Raw genomic sequence first — 17006 nt, forward strand, 5'->3', positions numbered from 1 at the left:
CCTGTTAGCGTGTTAATCGAGTTAAGTGGGTTCGGCTATAAAGCGATTATTTAATCCAGGCCGGTTTGCGTTTCTCTAGAAAGGCGGTCAGCCCCTCGCGGCCTTCGTCAGAGCCGCGGGTCTCGGCGATGCGCTGGCTGGTGTCGGCAATCATGGCGGCGTCTATTTCGCCGTCGGCCACATCCAGTACTAGACGTTTGGCTTCGCCGACGCTGCGGGGGCCATTGCGTAGCAAATTTTTAGTGATGCCGGCGATACACTCGTCAAGCTGATCGCTAGCGACGACTTCTGAGACCAGGCCCAGAGTAAGCGCCTTGTCGGCACTGATTAGCTCGGCGGTGGTGAAATAGCGGCGCGAGGCGCGTTGGCCAATGGCGCGAACCACATAGGGGCCAATGGTGGCGGGTATCAATCCGACCTTCACTTCGCTCAAGCAAAATACGGCCTCGGGTGAGGCCACCGCCATATCGCAGCAGGCGACTAAGCCGACGCCGCCACCGTAGGCGGCACCCTGTACCCGCGCAATCGTGGGTTTGGGTAGGTAATTCAATGTGCGCAGCATCTCGGCCAGCATATTGGAATCGCGCAAATTCTCTTCAAAGTTGTAGGTCGCCATGCGGCGCATCCAGTTGAGGTCGCCGCCGGCGCAGAAGCTTTTACCGGTAGAGGCCAAAACCACAAGCCGCACAGCGGGGTCTTCACCTGCTTGCCTAAAGGCGGTGGTCAGTGCGGCAACCACGGTATCGTCAAAGGCATTGTGAATGTCGGGGCGATTGAGGGTGATGGTGGCAATGCCGCTGTCGCCCACGTGGTATTTGATGATGTTGTCGCTCATGTTGATCCTTAAGCGTGCTGAGTTAAGAGCTCGTGTTCTGCTATTGAGGCTTGCTGTGATTATGATGATCCTTAATATACCTGATTAATGGCGGATATAACAAGGTTGTGGAGAATTTATATTGAGTTGTGCTCAATAGTGGGTGACTTGGGTATGTCTGCGTAATAAAAGAATCAAAATGGCCAATTTGCGAATTGGTGTTGTATTGGGTTTTGTTAGCAAGAGCAGGCGTATATAGGATACGTCATAGTTAAGAGTGGCGCGCGGCATCATAATTTATCGTTTGGCTGTCGATGTCGGTAATGATTTTTGCGCCTGTTTGTTGTCATCACTCGGCAGCCAAGCTAAGGCCTACTTCACATAAATTGCATTATGGGACTTGTATTTTGGAGGCGGTCGTTATTATGATGTAAACGATTACATAATAATAACTAATGCCCCGAACAACGTGTCAGTTGGCAAAGGGGTAGGGAGACAGCCATGGTGTCTAAGATTTTTTGGGTCGCGGCGACTGCAGTACTGCAGTGGCTTATCGTCAGCTCAGCTTTTGCTCAAGCCAGTGTGGCTCCAGATCGCGCGCCATCTGGCTTGATGATAGAAGAAGTTGTAGTGACGGTCTCTAAGCGTAGCGAGTCGCTGCAGGATGTGCTCGGCTCTGTGTCTGCGTTGAGCGGCCAAATGCTGGCTGAGCAGAATATTCAGGATTTTCGCACCATGGCCCAGTTCATGCCCGGTGTGATCGTTCAGGGCGAGGAGGCGGGCAGTGAGCAGGTCGCTATACGCGGAATTAGTCGCACCCGAGACGGCCCATCGCCAGTGGCATTTCACGTGAACGACCTCTTTTTGGATCTGCGCGGAGAGCCCTATTACGATTTGCAGGCTGTGGAGGTGGTGCGTGGCCCATCGGGCACCGCCTACGGACGAAATGCAACTGCCGGGGCGATTAACGCCAAGTGGGCTAAGCCGGAGCCTGAGCTGGGGATGGGGGGCAGCTATCGGCAGACGGACTTAAGCTCAAAAGAGCTGCGTGCCTATATTAATATGCCTTTACTCGGCGCGGGTGATGACCGCCTATTGGCCCGCGTTGCCGGTTTCGCGCGTGAAAAAGACGGCAACTATGACAATCTGCTGACACCAGATGACGCTGATCCGGGTAATCTCCAAGACCGCTTTTTACGCATTTATCTAACGAGTCAGTTACATGATTCGCTGGCGCTTGGGCTCCGGGCAATTAAATATCAGTATCGGACCAACGGCACCAACACCGTGTTTTCCCCTTCCCGGAAGGCTCGCCAAAGTGGCGAGCTGGAAGCGTTGGGCGCGACTCCGCTACCCGATGACGTGAGGCAAGTTCGGTCGCGGGCCCACGAGCGCTTCGGTAACTTTGAAGAAGATTTTACGCGTATATCGGCAGATCTCACGTGGTCGCTAGAAGACCTGCCGTTGCTCGGTAATATGGACGTGGTAATCGTGGGCGGTGAAATGCGTCGCGATTGGCGGTCAGTATTTGACCTGGACGGCACCGACGCTGCCATCACTGATGGCGTATCTGAGCACCCCAGCGATGTCCGACGCACGGCAGAACTGCGGTTTGTATCAGATAACGCGAGTGGTGTGGATTGGTTGCTGGGGTTTTTCGCGTATCGCAAAACCGATGACTGGCGGCAGGCTATCGACGTGCGCAGTCATTTGTCGCCATCGACGGTGGGCTTGCCGGATTGGCTGGATGTGATCTCCGGTCCTATCACGGCACAGGTGCGGATCGATGGTATTCATATTGTCGATGACAGTCGGGCGGTATTTCTCAATACCAATTTGGACTTGGGTGAATTGTTTGGCTGGCCAAATATCGAGGTGTCTGCCGGCATTCGCCACAATCGTGACGAATTTACCAACGAGACGGCGAGTTCGGTAAATGCCATTGTGACTCCGCTCGGCAACTTCCCGCTGGTTCAGGAGCAAGATATCAATCAGTACGCCGCCTTCGAAGAGACTACCGGTGAGTTGGGTGTGCGCTGGTTCTACAACGAAAGCGGTATGGCGTATGTGAAGGCAGCGCGGGGTTATAAGCCAGGTTTAGCGCAGCGAATCGAATCTTTAGAAGAGGGCGTGATTCAAAATCCAGTCGATCCGGAGTTTCTCGATTCCCTTGAGTTTGGTTGGAAGGCAAGTTTCCTGGGGCAGAGTCTGCAGACCAATATGGCCTTGTATTTTTACGATTATCAGAATTTGCAGGTTAGCCAGATAACCCCAGGCGGAGTGATTACTGAAAATGCTGCCGCCGCATCAATTCACGGTTTAGAAATGGATTTGCGCTGGATGCCTACCGCCAGTCTTAGTGTGATGGGCGGCTTTGCGTGGACGGATGCGTCTTATGACAGCTACTGCGGCAACGATCCGGTGCGGGAGCAGGGCAGTCCAGCGCCGGGTTGTGATGCGAACGATCCTTTCGACTTTTCTGGCGAAACCTTGCCAGCATCGCCGGAGTTTGCGGTGTCGCTGTTGGCCAGTTATGTTGTTGAGTTAAATGACTGGGGGCGGGTGACTACCTCCGTGCAAACCAGCTGGACAGATCAAATTAACCGCCGGGGACTGGGTAACGACGACGATGTCGTGGATGCATACACCAACAGTTCGGTGCGTTTGGGCTGGCAAAACGCCAGCCGTCAGATCAAAGTCACCGCCTTTGTTGAGAACCTCGAAGATAATAGTGATTTGTTTTTCTCGGCGGCACCGCTTTTCCTGGGCAGCGATCGTCCCAGTCAACTTGTATTAATTGGCAATCTACCGCCGCGTGTTTCCGGTATCGAGGTGGAGCTAAGCTTTTGAAGAATGGGTGACTAGAGATCATGGTTGAACGTGTCGAAATTCGAATTCCGCGCCTGCTGGCGGGGCTGGGGGTGGCTGTCTACCTCTATGCCCTACTGGGCGCAACAGCGACGCTTTTTTACGAGCTACACCACCTTACAGGCGTTGGCTTTATCTACTATGGCTATAGTGTTTTTAAAGCGGCCTCATTCTATTTTGGCGAATGGCACTACCAGTGGCTGGCGTGTCTACTTGCCGGTTTGTTAGTGGCGCTGCCGTGGTGGCGTTATTTGCGGTCAAAGCTGGGAGGTCATTCATGAATCGTCGAGAGTTTTTGGAGTGTGCGGCGCTGCTAATTGGCGGTGTTAGCGCCAGCCAGATGGGCATCACATTAACTGTGGAACAACAGCAGCACATGGCGGCGGCGCCCAATTATATCGACCGCAAGATGTCGTATTTTAACGCTGCGCAGCGGGCCACCCTGGCAATGCTAACGGAAACGGTCATACCGCGTACGGAATCACCGGGCGCCATCGATGCCGGCGTGCCGCGCTTCGTAGAGCTCATGGTTTTTGAGTGGCTCAATGAGCAAGAGCGAAGTCTGTTCGTCGATGGTTTTGAGGCGTTGATGGCGCAGGTGCAGCGCGATCATCAGCAAGCTTTTGAAACGCTAGCTGAAAAAACGCGAATTAATATTTTAGAAGATCTGGAAAGCGCAGCCTCGGATTCCAGTTGGTATTCATTTGGCGAAATACCGGTGTATGTCAGTGATGCCCCGTTTATTTGCCAGCTTAAAGAATTAACGATTTGGGGCTTTTTTACCTCTGAGGTCGGTGGCACGCAAGTGCTGCGTTACGAGGCTATGCCGATGAAGTTTGACGGTCATCAAAAACTGCATGACGACGATAGCAGTTGGGTTTCAGTGCTGATTTAAAGGAACGGCGATGTCTGCAACAACACAGTACGATTTTGATGCGATAGTCGTTGGCTCTGGGATTACCGGTGGCTGGGCGGCAAAAGAATTGACCGAAAAGGGCTTGAAGGTACTCGTGCTTGAGCGCGGTCGCGAATTGCGTCATGGCGCCGACTATACCGGCGAACATGCGCCGGATTGGAAGCTGCCTTTTCAGGGTAAGCCCCCCCGCGAGTTGTATGCAGACGAGTATCCGGTACAAAGCACGTCTTACGCCTTTGGTGAGGCAACGCGTCACTTCTTCGTTAACGATAAGCAAAATCCCTATCAAACGGAAAAGCCGTTTAACTGGATTCGCACTGACGTGGTGGGCGGTCGCTCTCTGGTATGGGGGCGGCAGACCTATCGCTGGAGTCAGCAGGACTTTGCGGCCAATCAGCGCGACGGTCACGGTATTCCCTGGCCAATTGGCTACGACGATATCGCGCCGTGGTATAGCTACGTCGAAAAGTTTATCGGCGTCAGCGGCGAGAAGTTGGGCTTGGATGAATTGCCAGATAGCGAATTCTTGCCGCCCATGGGGATGCATAAAATTGAAGAGACTATTCGCGGGCGTCTAAAACGCAAGGCACCGGACGTGAATCTGACCATTGGCCGGACGGCTGTTCTCACCCAAAATCACAATGGTCGAGCGGCCTGCCATTACTGCGGCCCCTGTCACCGCGGTTGTTCCACTGGCAGTTATTTTAGCTCGCAGAGCGCGACCTTGCCGGCGGCCACCGCCACCGGAAATATGACCTTGCGTCCCAACTCTGTGGTGGAGAAATTAGTGCTTGATTCTGAGACCGGCAAGGTGTCAGAAGTGCGCGTGATCGACAGTCAAACGGGTGAGCGCCTGCGCTTTCGGTCGCGCTTGGTGTTCCTGTGTGCATCCACCGTAGGCAGCACCCAGTTATTGCTAAACTCTGCGTCTGAGGCATTCCCCAATGGTTTGGCAAACCGCAGTGGTGCATTGGGACGCTACCTGATGGACCATGTTCACGGAGTCGCGTCGATGGGAATTTTCCTCGACGACATGGATAGTTATTGGTATGGAAATCGGCCGAATGGGACGTATATTCCGCGGTTTCGCAATCTGCCGGGGCAGGAAGACCAAAGCGACTTCGTGCGCGGCTACGGTATTCAAGGCAATGTTGTGCGTATGAACTGGAAGGTGAATTATCACCGCAAAGGCTTCGGTGCCAGTCTCAAAGACAGCCTTCGAAAGCCAGGTCCATGGGTATGGGCGATGGCCGTGTTTGCCGAATGTCTGCCAGACAAACGCAACCATCTCTATTTGCATCCAAATAAGCGCGACCGCTTTGGTATCCCACAAGTGGTATTCGATGCGCAGTGGCGCGAGAACGAATACAAGTTGTGGGAGGATGCGGTCGGTCAAAGCGATCGCATTATGCGCGCAGCGGGCGCGGTGCTGAATTTGAAGCAGCACCAAATTGACAGTCCGGTGGGCGGCGCGGTGCATGAGATGGGCACTGCCCGCATGGGTAATGATCCAGCAGAAGCGGTGCTTAATGCCCACAATCAGGCCCACGATGTACCGAATCTGTTCGTTACGGATGGCGCCTGTATGACGTCAGCGTCTTGCGTCAACCCGTCGCTAACGTATATGGCACTCACCGCCAGAGCCTGTGATTACGCAGTGAAACAGATGCAGGCGGGGGTCTTGTGATTATCGTCGTGTGCCGCGCTGAACAGTGAGGAAATGATAAGTGAAACAATGGCTAAAGCGCAGCTTGTGGGTGGGCTTGGCAGCGCTACTGATCTTAGTCGCGGTGGCCTATTACCAGGTGCGCTCCATGGGGCTCATCCCACGTTACGACTACGATACCAAAGCGCCGAATCTGCCGGCATTTAGTCGACCCGCGGTGCTGGTATTCAGCAAGACCAACGGCTTTATTCACAAAGAGGCGATTCCTGTCGCCAAGTCGGTGTTGTCGTCATTAATTACTGAACAGGGTTGGCAGGCTTATCTTACTGATAATGCGGCTGTGCATTCTCCGGAGTTGCTCGCCCAGTTCGACCTCATCATTTGGAATAACGTGTCTGGCGACGTACTTACTGAGCTCCAGCGCGACGCATTGCGGCAGTGGTTGGAGGGCGGCGGTGGCTGGTTGGGTATTCACGCCTCGGGAGGTGACTCCAGTTACCGCTGGCAATGGTATGTCGACACCTTGGTGGGCGCGCAGTTTATCGGTCATACCATGCATCCACAGTTTCAGGATGCCGATGTGCTTGTGGCTGATCCGGCCTCGCCGATAACCCGGCACCTGCCTTCTCCCTGGCTGGTAGCCGACGAAGAGTGGTACGCCTTTGCGGCGAATCCCCGCGACAAAGGCTATGAGATTTTGCTGACGGTTGATGAGTCTTCATACCAGGTAAAGGGCGACAGTCTGTTCGGCAGCGATCATATGCCGGGCGAGCATCCCATTGCCTGGCGTCATGCGTTGGGCAAGGGGCGGGTGCTGTACAGCGCTATTGGCCATCAGCCTCACACATATAGGCTGGCGGACTACCAGCGGTTTTTGGTAGAGGCAATGCATTGGCTTAAGTCGCCGTTAAAAACTGCGCAGCCGGATCCCGCTAAGGCAGTGCCGGCCGTCGAGCGAGAGGGAGAGTTATGAGCGCGCGTCGAAAAATCCGTATGGGTATGGTGGGGGGCGGCCCCGGCGCCATGATCGGTCCTGTACATCGTATTGCCGCTCGCTTGGACGGCGAGATTAAACTGGTGTGTGGTGTGTTTTCTCGCAACCCGGTGCAGTCGCAGGAGACTGCCGAAAGTTTGTGTCTACCCGCGGAGCGCAGTTACCAAAGCTATACAAGTATGATGGCGGCAGAGGCGGCGCTACCTGATGGTGAGCGTATGGATTTTGTCGTTATAGTCACGCCGAACGACAGCCATTTCGCAATCGCAGCGGCGGCGTTAAAGCACGGGTTTCATGTGCTCAGTGACAAACCTGCAACGCGCTCACTGCACGAGGCGGAGCAGTTGGCGGTGCAGCTGCAGAAGACCGGTTTGCTCTATGGTCTGACTCACACCTACGCCGGCTATCCAATGATAAAGCAGGCGCGGAGTCTTGTTGCTAGTGGTGCGCTGGGTGAGGTGCGCAAAGTATTGGTGGAGTATCCGCAGGGGTGGTTGGCACAGTCCGGTGTTGAAGCCGAAAGCAAACAAGCGGCGTGGCGGCTTGATCCGGCGCAGGCGGGAATAAGCAGCTGTGTTGGCGATATTGGTTCGCATGCTGCGCAGCTAAGTGAGTACGTTTGCGGTCAGGCTATCGCAGCAATTTGCGCTGATCTCAACGCGGTGGTTGAAGGTCGACAAATGGACGATGACGCAACCGTATTACTGCGTTTTGAAAACGGTGCGCGCGGGGTGTTGATCGCCAGTCAAATCTGCGCTGGTGAGGAAAATAATCTCCGGCTGCGCGTGTATGGCGACAAAGGTGGCTTGGATTGGCAGCAGCACGAACCAAATACGCTGTGCTTAAAATGGGCTGATCGCCCTGCGCAGATACTGCGTGCGGGCGGGCCAGGACTGTCATCGCTTGCTTTGGCCAACAGCCGCACGCCGGCTGGCCATCCGGAAGGCTATTTAGAGGCATTCGCCAATCACTACCGAAATTTTGCCGGTCAGGTACGCGCACGGCTAGAGGGCCGCGACGCCACCGCGGTTGAGCGCGACGTGCCCGGTATAGCAGATGCTCTGCGTGGCATGCGCTTTATCGAGGCGACCGTTGCGGCGTCGCAATCCACCCGGAAGTGGCATCCCTTGCAAGCCATTGCGGAACTGGAGAATAAATAATGAAAGGCCCAGCTATTTTTCTTGCTCAATTTACAGGCAGTGAAGCTCCCTTTAATACCTTGGAAGGTCTGTGCGTTTGGGCGAAAGAATTGGGTTATGAGGGTGTGCAGCTCCCTAGTTTTGAGAGCAGCTTAATTGACCTGTCAGTAGCGGCGGAAAGCCAGGACTACTGCGATGAACTCAAGGGTCGAGTAGCGTCTGCAGGTCTGCAGATTTCTGAACTGTCGACCCACCTTCAGGGCCAGTTAGTGGCTGTGCACCCAGCGTACGACCAATTGATGGACGGATTTGCTCCCGCTGAGTTGCGGGGCAATCCAGCCGCGCGGCAGACGTGGGCGGTAAATCAATTGATGTTAGCGGCTAAAGCCAGTCAGCGCTTAGGGCTGACTGCTCACGCCACGTTTTCCGGCGCGTTGCTATGGCATACCTTTTATCCGTGGCCCCAGCGTCCAGCAGGTTTAGTAGAGGCTGGATTTGCAGAGTTGGGCAAACGCTGGCGCCCGATTCTTGATGCCTTTGACGAGGCGGGGGTGGATTGCTGCTTCGAAATTCATCCCGGTGAAGACCTGCATGACGGCGCAAGTTTTGAGCGTTTTCTCGAAGCCGTCGATCATCATCCGCGGGCAAATATACTCTACGATCCCAGCCATTTACTACTTCAGCAGATGGACTACCTCGCCTTTATCGATTTGTATCACTCGCGGATTAAAGCGTTTCATGTGAAAGATGCCGAGTTTCGCCCCAATGGTCGCAGCGGTGTTTACGGCGGTTATGACAATTGGGTGGACCGCCCCGGCCGCTTCCGCTCACCCGGCGACGGGCAGATCGACTTCAAGGCGATATTCAGTAAATTCGCCCAATACGGCTATGACGGATGGGCGGTGTTGGAATGGGAGTGTTGTCTGAAGCATCCAGAAGACGGCGCTCGGGAAGGGGCGCCCTTTATTCGCGATCACATGATACGCCTCACTGATCGGGCTTTTGATGATTTCGCTGGCGCGGGCGGCGACGACGCATTCAATCGCCAAGTGCTGGGGATCGAGCCGAATTAATAAGGCCGCATTGGCGGCAGCACAATGATAATAAGAGGTTGTTTCTATGAGCGAAGCGCTGGATCGTAAACGGCTTTTTCTGGTCGGTAATTTGTCGATATTTATGATCGGCTTAGGCTTTGCTGTGCGCGCTAGTATCGCGTCTGACATTCAGGCTGATATTTTTAATCAGATGAACTTGGCGCGCTCTGCCGCGCTGGTCGGCGAAGTGTTGGGGGCGACCTTTATCGGTTTTGCACTTACCCTTTTATTTGGTAGCGCACTGGTCGACAAAGTTGGAATGCGAGCCATGATGCTCTTTTCTGCATTGGGGTATATCGGCGGCAGCCTGGCTGTCGCTATCGCCTCTTTCATGCCGCTTAGCGGGATAACGTATTGGCTAATTTACATAGGATTTTTATTGACGGGTTTGGGTTGGGGCGCGGTAGAGGCGGCAAGCAATCCGATGATCACTGCGGTGTATCCGGATGAAAAAACCCGACGTTTGAATATACTTCACGCATGGTGGCCTGCGGGCGTTGTCGTTGGCGGGCTGGCCGGCTTAGCATTTTCTGCGCTCGACTTACCGTGGCAAGCAAATTTATTGATGCTGATAGTGCCCGGATTACTGCTGGCGTATCTCACACTCTCTACGATTTTTCCGGAGTCAGAAAGGGTGCAGTCGGGGGTTTCCTACGGTGATATGTTTCGCGAACTGTTTCGCGCGCCCAGCTACTTCATTTGGTTCTTTGCAATGATGATAACCGCTGCTACCGAACTGGCGCCCGGGCAGTGGGTTGATTTGGCGCTGACCAATATTGTCGGAATGCCGGGCATTTGGGTGTTGATTTACGTCAGTACGCTGATGTTTGTGATGCGGCATTTTGCGGGCGCCATCGCTAAATATGTATCGTCAGTCGGCTTGTTGTTTTGCAGTTGTGTGTTGGCGGCTATAGGCCTGTACGCGCTCAGTATCTCCAAGTCCCCGCTGGCCGCTTTTGCCGCAGCGACGGTGTGGGGAATGGGAGTGTGCTTTTTATACCCCACCATGTTGTCTGTTGTCAGCGAGCGGTATACGCGTGGCGGCGCCTTATTTTTAGGTTTGACCGGCTTTGCGGGTGGGCTTTCGATTCAATTTTTATTGCCGAAAATGGGCGCAATTTTCGATACCGCGAAAATCGAGGCGGCCGGTGGCGTAGCGCGTTTGGCGAGCTTGGAGGGGGCAGAGATGCTTGCTGTGTTGAGGTATGCTTCCGTAGAATCATTCCAATCCGTCGCCATCTTGCCCCTGTTGCTCCTACCGGTATTTGGCATGGTTTGGTGGCGAGATCGCGTTACAGCGGCGTACAAAAATGACAGTGCGACATAGCCTGAGCGTCGTCACTGAAGGAGTCACATGGTAACCATTAAAGACGTCGCCAAACTAGCCGGGGTGTCGATCGCGACGGTATCGCGCTCGCTGGCCGAGCCAGATAAAGTGTCGGAAAAAACCCGAAATAAAGTCATTCAGGCGGTCGAGGAAAGTGGCTATGTTGCAAACACATTGGCCCAAAATTTTCGCCGGCGCAGAAGTAACACCGTACTCGTGTTAGTGCCAGACATCGCCAATCCGTTCTTTGCCAATATTATTCAAGGTATCGAACAAGTCGCTCGGCAATTTAAGTACCGAGTGCTTTTAGGTGATACTCAGGGCTACGACGAGAACGAGCGTATTTACAGTGATTTAGTCTCTCACAAACAAGCTGATGGCATTATCTGTCTCGGTCGAAATATTCCATTCCCGTATCGCAAAGGTCGACAGTCGCTCGACCCCGCTTGGCCGCCTTTTGTTATGGCCTGTGAGTACCATCGAGATATTCCCGTTCCGGCAGTGGGTATAGATAATGTCGCTGCGGCGGAGGTGGGGGTTCGCCATTTACTAAGCTTGGGGCATCGTCATATAGCCTATATTGATGGCCCCGAAGACTCTATTCTTTGTGAGGACAGGCTTCAGGGTTACAAAAATGCCCTGAAGTCGAGTCAGCTTCGTTTTGAAAAGGGCTTGGTCGCGCAGGGCGACTTTACTTTAGCATCGGGTTACCGTGCTATGACCACGCTGTTGCAAAGGAAGCAGCGTCCGAGTGCGGTATTTTGTGCGAACGACGAAATGGCGATTGGCGCAATGCAAGCCTGTCGCGATGCAGGGTGTGAGTTGCCCAGGGATATCTCCATTCTGGGTTTCGATGACATCGTTTTTGCTGAGTACACCAGTCCGCGTCTAACGACAATTCATCAGCCCCGCAATGAAATAGGCGAGCAGGCAATGACGCTGTTGCTCAATATTTTGTCTGGCGCAAGCCCCGCAGCTAGCCGCGTTATTTTGCCGTTTAGCCTCGAGTTAAGAGATTCTACAAAACGTCTTGAATAAGTTTCAAATAAATTTAAAACGACGCTTCCCTGAAATCTACCTTCGACCGGTTTAGGTTTGGCAGGGTGTTAGTGCGTGCAGGCCTATCGCTTATTAAGTATGCGAGCCGACTCAGGGGCTATTTAGTGGGGCGGCGGTGAGCTGCGTCTTTCGGGATTGGGTGAAATTTGAGTGCTGCGTTAAAACACAGCAGATAGCGATAATTGTCGGATCTGAGAAATTGCAGAGCGTCACACTGTATCAAGTCGAAAGACTTAGGTTTCCGCTTGGTGCTACTGTGACTTCTCTCCCCGCTCGCTGGCCCAAAACACGCCTTTCAATTTCGCGACGCCAGCTTTGCGCGCAGCTATGGCGAGTTTATGTGCCTTCTTTTCTCCGTATTGTTGGAAAGAGAATGTTGCCTTGCCGAAGGTGCCTGGTTTTTCTCCGGGCCAGTGGGCCTCCCAGTACCAGAGTTCTTTAATACAATTATTTTTTAGTTTGTATCTCTTCGCGTAGCTGTAAACACCAGTAATACCTGACTTGTTATTACTGCGCTGGATATTACACATTGCTTGACGCGTAGTGGGTGGGTACTTATCTATGATCTCGTCGCGGAAGACTTTCGCCGCAGCCAGGGCTTTGCGCTTGCCCTTAAAGGTTTTATCGGGGAAATTCTTGACGTGCATCTTGTTCTGTCTACGCAGGCTGACCCGCCAAGCGTGTGTGCGATGGTAGTCATCATCAATTCGAGTTATGCCGTACATGGCTTTGCTTTTTGGCATGAGGTTCCGTGTTGTGTGCTCAATCAATATCGGCGTGATTATATCAACATGTACAGGATAGATTTAATACCCTGAGTATATAAATTACCTAAAAAATGGCAAAAGACCTTATTCAGGCACTTGTTGTTTGCGCAAAAGATGGTTTATAGCTCTATACACCACGCTTTATCAAGCTGGACTCTATAGTCGTGATTTGTTCATTTGCGACAAGGTCTCGCTTGAGCCAGCGATGTCATTCCATAAACGGCGCCCTGAATAGCATCAAAATCGCGAGCTAAGCTAGTATTCACAATACAAAATTCAGGATTTCACTCATAGGCCGTAAGGAGAGATAGGAAGTGGGCGATGGCCTGTGATGGCGTAAATCTCAGGGTAAGAGGTAGGGATGTGGCTTATTTTTATTGAACTAAATATAGTTGCTCCGGCTTGCACAGAAAGATAGCTATAAAAGGAGGTCGCTGTCTGTGCAAGTCAGAGCTATTACAAATGGTTTAAAACTTAATTGTGCCGCCCGCGTTTCGACGTTTCCTATTAGAACGCTTATAACCACTAATTAATTTGTGGCCTCAGCGCTAGCTAAAGATGGAGCGCTTTCGTTGGGTGTAGCATAGGATTCTCGCAGTTTTCGCTTTAGAATTTTCCCGCCCGCGTTGCGCGGAATACTATCGATAAAGACAATTAGTTTAGGTACCTTAAATCCGGATAGATACTCGCGAGTGAATTCTGATATTTCTGAGGCATTCACCTGTGATTTTACAACGAGTAGTGCTAGAACAATCTCGCCCCATTTTTCGTGAGGTGCGCCGATGACAGCGGCGTCGGCAACAGCTGGGTGTCGCATGAGGACGGATTCAACCTCCAGGGAAGATATATTCTCCCCACCTGAAACGATGATGTCCTTCAGTCTGTCGACAACAAAAAGATAGCCTCGCTCGTCGATACGGCCGATGTCGCCGGTAAGTAAATAACCATTCTGGATGGCTTCATTTGTAGCCTCTGGATTATTCCAGTACCCCTTCATAACCAGGTCAGATTTTACTCTTATTTCGCCTATCTCCCCCTGGGCGACTTCACTGCCATCTGGAGCGCATATTTGAATATGGCTTCCAATGATAGGATGACCCGCCGAGCCAAACAGTGAAGAATCCCTGGAGTCGAAAATTTCTTTGTGAGCTCTCGCGCCAAGCATCGATATAACACTATGGGTTTCAGTCATGCCATAAATCTGTACAAAATCACATGAGAAGTGCTGACGCCCTGCGCGCAGTACCGGCTCACTTATTGGCGAAGCACCATAAATAATACTTTTTAGACTGCGATAGTCATAATCCTTTCCGTCACCCAAAGATGTGCAAGCTTGGATCATTGCGGGAACTAGCGTCGCATGTTCAAGCTCTTCGGAGCTTATGAGTTCACACGCAGCCTGGGGATTAAACTCACTTCTCAATATCAACGTTGCACCTTTGCTTAGGCACAGCAATGATATGAAGATGCCACCTACATGAAACAGCGGCAGCGTTTGATACATTTTTTCCTTGGGTAGAATAGCGATATCAAATGTAAGTGAAATTGCTATTAGTTGGGATACACAATTTCCTTCTGTCAGCACTACTCCTTTGGGGAAACCACTGGTGCCTGAGGTATAAACTTGAAGGTAGTCTCGCTGCGGTGTAAAGGACAGTTCATTTTTCTCGACGGACTGTTCTGATAACCAGCGTGAAAAACATAGCCCAATTTCAGAATCACTACTCGATATATCTTTTAGAATAAATGTGTTTTGGCATTCGATGTCGCCAAGCAGGGTAGCGGTTTCTTCGTCCATTATGACGCATTTAGATTGAGCATCATCGATGATCCAGCAAAGTTCGCTGCGGGTAAGCCTGCGGTTGATGGGAACAATAACGGGGCCACCAAGTAATGCCGCCGCTAAGAGAACGAGCGTCTCGTAGCGGTTTTTGCAGATGAGCGAGATACGATCATTTTGACTTAAACCCAGTGATCTAAACCCGTTTACTGCTTGCCAGGCATTCATATGTAAGCGTGCAAAACTGTAACTACCATTTTCGTCGGCCACTGCAATGTCATGGGGACGAGTTTCGCAGTAGAAATTAATTGACGAAAAGGGATGGATGCCGGAAGTCATTGTTAGCCTCCCATCAACGAAATTAGCCGACGAGCGATATTTCCATAGGGCGGGTAAAGAAGTTTAATACCGGTGAAGCGACCGATTCCGCGCTGTCTGAAGACGGGCTTCATATGAGAAAAAGTGGTGAATCCTTCCTTGCCATGATATGACCCAAATCCACTGGAGCCAACTCCCCCGAACGGTTGTGCTGCTTGCAGATACTGCATCATTACGTCGTTTATAGTTACTCCTCCGGCGTGGGTAGATTCCAGTACCTGTTCTTGCAGGCGACGCGAATTGGAAAACAAATAGAGGGCAAGCGGTCTTTCTCTTTCATTAACAAATGAAATTGCCTCATCGGTTGATGCGACTTCAATGATTGGAAAGATAGGACCGAAAATCTCTTCCTTCATAACGCGACTATTGAGATTCGGGTTGATCACCAGGGTTAGTGGAAACTTGCGGCTTGCGATGTGCGCAGGGGTCGGGTCTTCCATGCGGATAATGGTGGCACCTTCCGCTTCAGCCTCATTGACTAAGGTCGTCAAGCGATCGTAGTTTGCGGTGTTGATTATTGATGTGTAGTCCTTAGAGGAGATACCCTCCGGAAAATGGTTGCGAAAGTGCCTACTTATCCACACCTTAAAGTTTTCAGTACTTCCCTTTGGGAGCAAGGCGTAATCAGGCGCGATACACGTTTGGCCAGCGTTATAGGTTTTTCCCCAGAGAACCCGCTTTGCAAATTCATCAATAGGGTATTGGTCGTGGACTATGACTGGGCTTTTTCCGCCCAGCTCTAGCGTAACGGGGGTTAGATTTTTAGCGGCGGCCGCCATAACGAAACGTCCAACACGTGTTGAGCCGGTAAACATTAAGTGATCGAATGGCAGTGCCGAGAAGGCGGCTGCGGCATCCGCTTCGCCGCCCACAATAGAAATGTGATCGTTGTCGAATACGCTGGAGATAATTTTTCGAAGTACGTTTTCTGAGGCTGGCGTGCATTCAGACATTTTCACTATGCAGCGATTGCCCGCAGCGATAGCAGATGCTAAGCCAGAAACAGCAATGTTTATAGGGTAATTCCACGGAACAATAATGCCGACTACGCCGCGCGGCTGCGGCGCGATTTTGTTCTCGCCGGGCAAAAACCAAATACCGGTTCCGCGCGATCGTGTTCGCATCCAGCTCGCCAAATGTCGGCTTGCGTACTCGATGTTACCAACACTATTGCTGATCTCAGACAGTCTGGTTTCTTCCGTGCAGCGACTGCCAAAGTCCTTGGATAGTGCGGCAATGATTTCGTCACTGTTGTCCGTTAGCGCCTCTTTAAGTGCTTTAAGCTGGCGCCTTCTCTCGTTTAAAGAGGGAAACTTATTGTTCTCAAACGCGGCTTTCTGTTGATGAAAGGTCGAGATAAAGTCATAGGGTATGTCGGCGCTCGCCGGCCGGTCATTCAAATTTACTATGCTCATACGTTCTCCGTTTCTCAATGGTGAGTAAAATGGCTGTGGTTCTATTTGCTGCCGGAGGTTTTAGTCAGAAGGTTCGGCGCGGAGCATTGAAATAACGGCGTAGAACAGAGTTACTGCGCCAATTAAGGCTGGGAAAAACGCGAGCGCGCCGGCTAAGCTCGCTTCGCCTAGGACGTTGGATTCAAGCGTCAATCCGCGATTGGGCGCGAACATGCCAAAAAGATAAAACATAAAGTTGGCCCATACCGCTATTATTGTCCCCATAAAAACGCGAAAGCCTTGGGTATCGTTTAGATACACGGCACGCATTGCGCATCCAAGGGCTACCGCCATAGTGCCATTCATCATCATTCCGATATGCACGGTGCGCCAGCCAGCGGTGCTACCTGGCACGGTGAACTCGATAAGAATGGGGATGGGGCTGAGGGACGCGCCGCCGAGCATAGAGAAAATAAGTACAAAGCCAGTTACTAAGGAAACCAAGATGGCTGCGAGCCCGTGGCGTATTAAGCTAATTGAATAATGACGTTGCATTTTGTAGCCCCATTTGATGTCGTATAGACCGAATTCACAATAGCCCTGCGGTTGACGGAGCTGCTTGTGTCGTTTGTATTGTTATTACTGAGGCCTATCCTACATAAGTTTCCAGATTTGCAACCCGATCAAAGTGTCGGGATTGATATATTTTTATTAGTCAATCATAGTTGTACGAATTTTGGGCATCGCTGCGTGATACGTGGCTTGGATAGCCGTAATTGGGGGTTGTGCCGGTATTGGCGTGGGTGACGC

14 protein-coding genes are annotated in these 17006 nt (G+C 52.0%); 9 read left to right on the forward strand and 5 right to left on the reverse strand.

Annotation, left to right across the window (positions count from 1 at the left end; translation table 11 throughout):
• Positions 1-46 precede the first annotated feature (46 nt).
• Positions 47-835 carry an enoyl-CoA hydratase/isomerase family protein gene (locus tag AAC007_RS13180; protein WP_339677391.1) on the reverse strand — a complete coding sequence of 263 codons (789 nt, stop codon included), beginning with the start codon at positions 833-835 and terminating at the stop codon, positions 47-49.
• A gap of 480 nt (positions 836-1315) precedes the next feature.
• Here AAC007_RS13180 and AAC007_RS13185 point away from each other — a divergent pair, with 480 nt between their 5' ends.
• Genes AAC007_RS13185 through AAC007_RS13225 form a run of 9 tightly spaced genes read left to right on the forward strand, consistent with a single transcriptional unit; the run spans position 1316 to position 11856 of the window.
• On the forward strand, positions 1316-3664 hold the full coding sequence (locus AAC007_RS13185; protein ID WP_339677393.1) for a TonB-dependent receptor: 2349 nt from the start codon (positions 1316-1318) through the stop codon (positions 3662-3664).
• Positions 3665-3684: 20 nt separating this feature from the next.
• Entirely contained in the window at positions 3685-3963 is a 279-nt protein-coding gene (locus AAC007_RS13190; RefSeq protein ID WP_295876836.1) for a hypothetical protein, read from the forward strand.
• Complete coding sequence (locus AAC007_RS13195; RefSeq protein WP_295876832.1) at positions 3960-4577, forward strand: gluconate 2-dehydrogenase subunit 3 family protein; 618 nt, start codon at positions 3960-3962, stop codon at positions 4575-4577. The genes AAC007_RS13190 and AAC007_RS13195 overlap by 4 nt, the downstream gene beginning before the upstream one ends.
• 10 nt (positions 4578-4587) lie before the next feature.
• The gene (locus AAC007_RS13200; protein ID WP_295876829.1) at positions 4588-6285 is read left to right on the forward strand and encodes a GMC family oxidoreductase; all 1698 of its coding nucleotides are present in this window, start codon (positions 4588-4590) and stop codon (positions 6283-6285) included.
• Positions 6286-6325: 40 nt separating this feature from the next.
• Complete coding sequence (locus AAC007_RS13205) at positions 6326-7237, forward strand: ThuA domain-containing protein (protein WP_295876827.1); 912 nt, start codon at positions 6326-6328, stop codon at positions 7235-7237.
• Entirely contained in the window at positions 7234-8418 is a 1185-nt protein-coding gene (locus AAC007_RS13210; RefSeq protein ID WP_295876824.1) for a Gfo/Idh/MocA family oxidoreductase, read from the forward strand. The genes AAC007_RS13205 and AAC007_RS13210 overlap by 4 nt, the downstream gene beginning before the upstream one ends.
• Positions 8418-9470: a sugar phosphate isomerase/epimerase gene (locus AAC007_RS13215; RefSeq protein ID WP_295876821.1), complete on the forward strand. Its 1053-nt coding sequence runs from the start codon at positions 8418-8420 to the stop codon at positions 9468-9470. The genes AAC007_RS13210 and AAC007_RS13215 overlap by 1 nt, the downstream gene beginning before the upstream one ends.
• 46 nt (positions 9471-9516) lie before the next feature.
• Positions 9517-10818 carry an MFS transporter gene (locus tag AAC007_RS13220; RefSeq protein WP_295876818.1) on the forward strand — a complete coding sequence of 434 codons (1302 nt, stop codon included), beginning with the start codon at positions 9517-9519 and terminating at the stop codon, positions 10816-10818.
• Positions 10819-10845: 27 nt separating this feature from the next.
• A complete protein-coding gene (locus AAC007_RS13225) occupies positions 10846-11856 on the forward strand; it encodes a LacI family DNA-binding transcriptional regulator (protein WP_295876815.1) in 1011 nt (336 codons plus the stop codon).
• Positions 11857-12128: 272 nt separating this feature from the next.
• Here AAC007_RS13225 and AAC007_RS13230 read toward each other — a convergent pair whose 3' ends face one another.
• The 4 genes from AAC007_RS13230 to AAC007_RS13245 form a co-directional block, all read right to left on the reverse strand.
• Entirely contained in the window at positions 12129-12620 is a 492-nt protein-coding gene (locus AAC007_RS13230) for an AP2 domain-containing protein (RefSeq protein WP_295876814.1), read from the reverse strand.
• Between the two features lie 553 nt (positions 12621-13173).
• Complete coding sequence (locus AAC007_RS13235; protein WP_339677395.1) at positions 13174-14763, reverse strand: AMP-binding protein; 1590 nt, start codon at positions 14761-14763, stop codon at positions 13174-13176.
• Between the two features lie 2 nt (positions 14764-14765).
• Positions 14766-16217 (reverse strand): aldehyde dehydrogenase family protein, encoded by a 1452-nt coding sequence (locus AAC007_RS13240; RefSeq protein WP_295876808.1) that lies wholly within the window; start codon positions 16215-16217, stop codon positions 14766-14768.
• Between the two features lie 60 nt (positions 16218-16277).
• The gene (locus tag AAC007_RS13245; RefSeq protein WP_339677396.1) at positions 16278-16751 is read right to left on the reverse strand and encodes a hypothetical protein; all 474 of its coding nucleotides are present in this window, start codon (positions 16749-16751) and stop codon (positions 16278-16280) included.
• Positions 16752-17006: the final 255 nt, after the last annotated feature.

The sequence above is a fragment of the uncultured Zhongshania sp. genome (assembly GCF_963975605.1).
GTDB classification, from domain to species: domain Bacteria; phylum Pseudomonadota; class Gammaproteobacteria; order Pseudomonadales; family Spongiibacteraceae; genus Spongiibacter; species Spongiibacter aquimaris.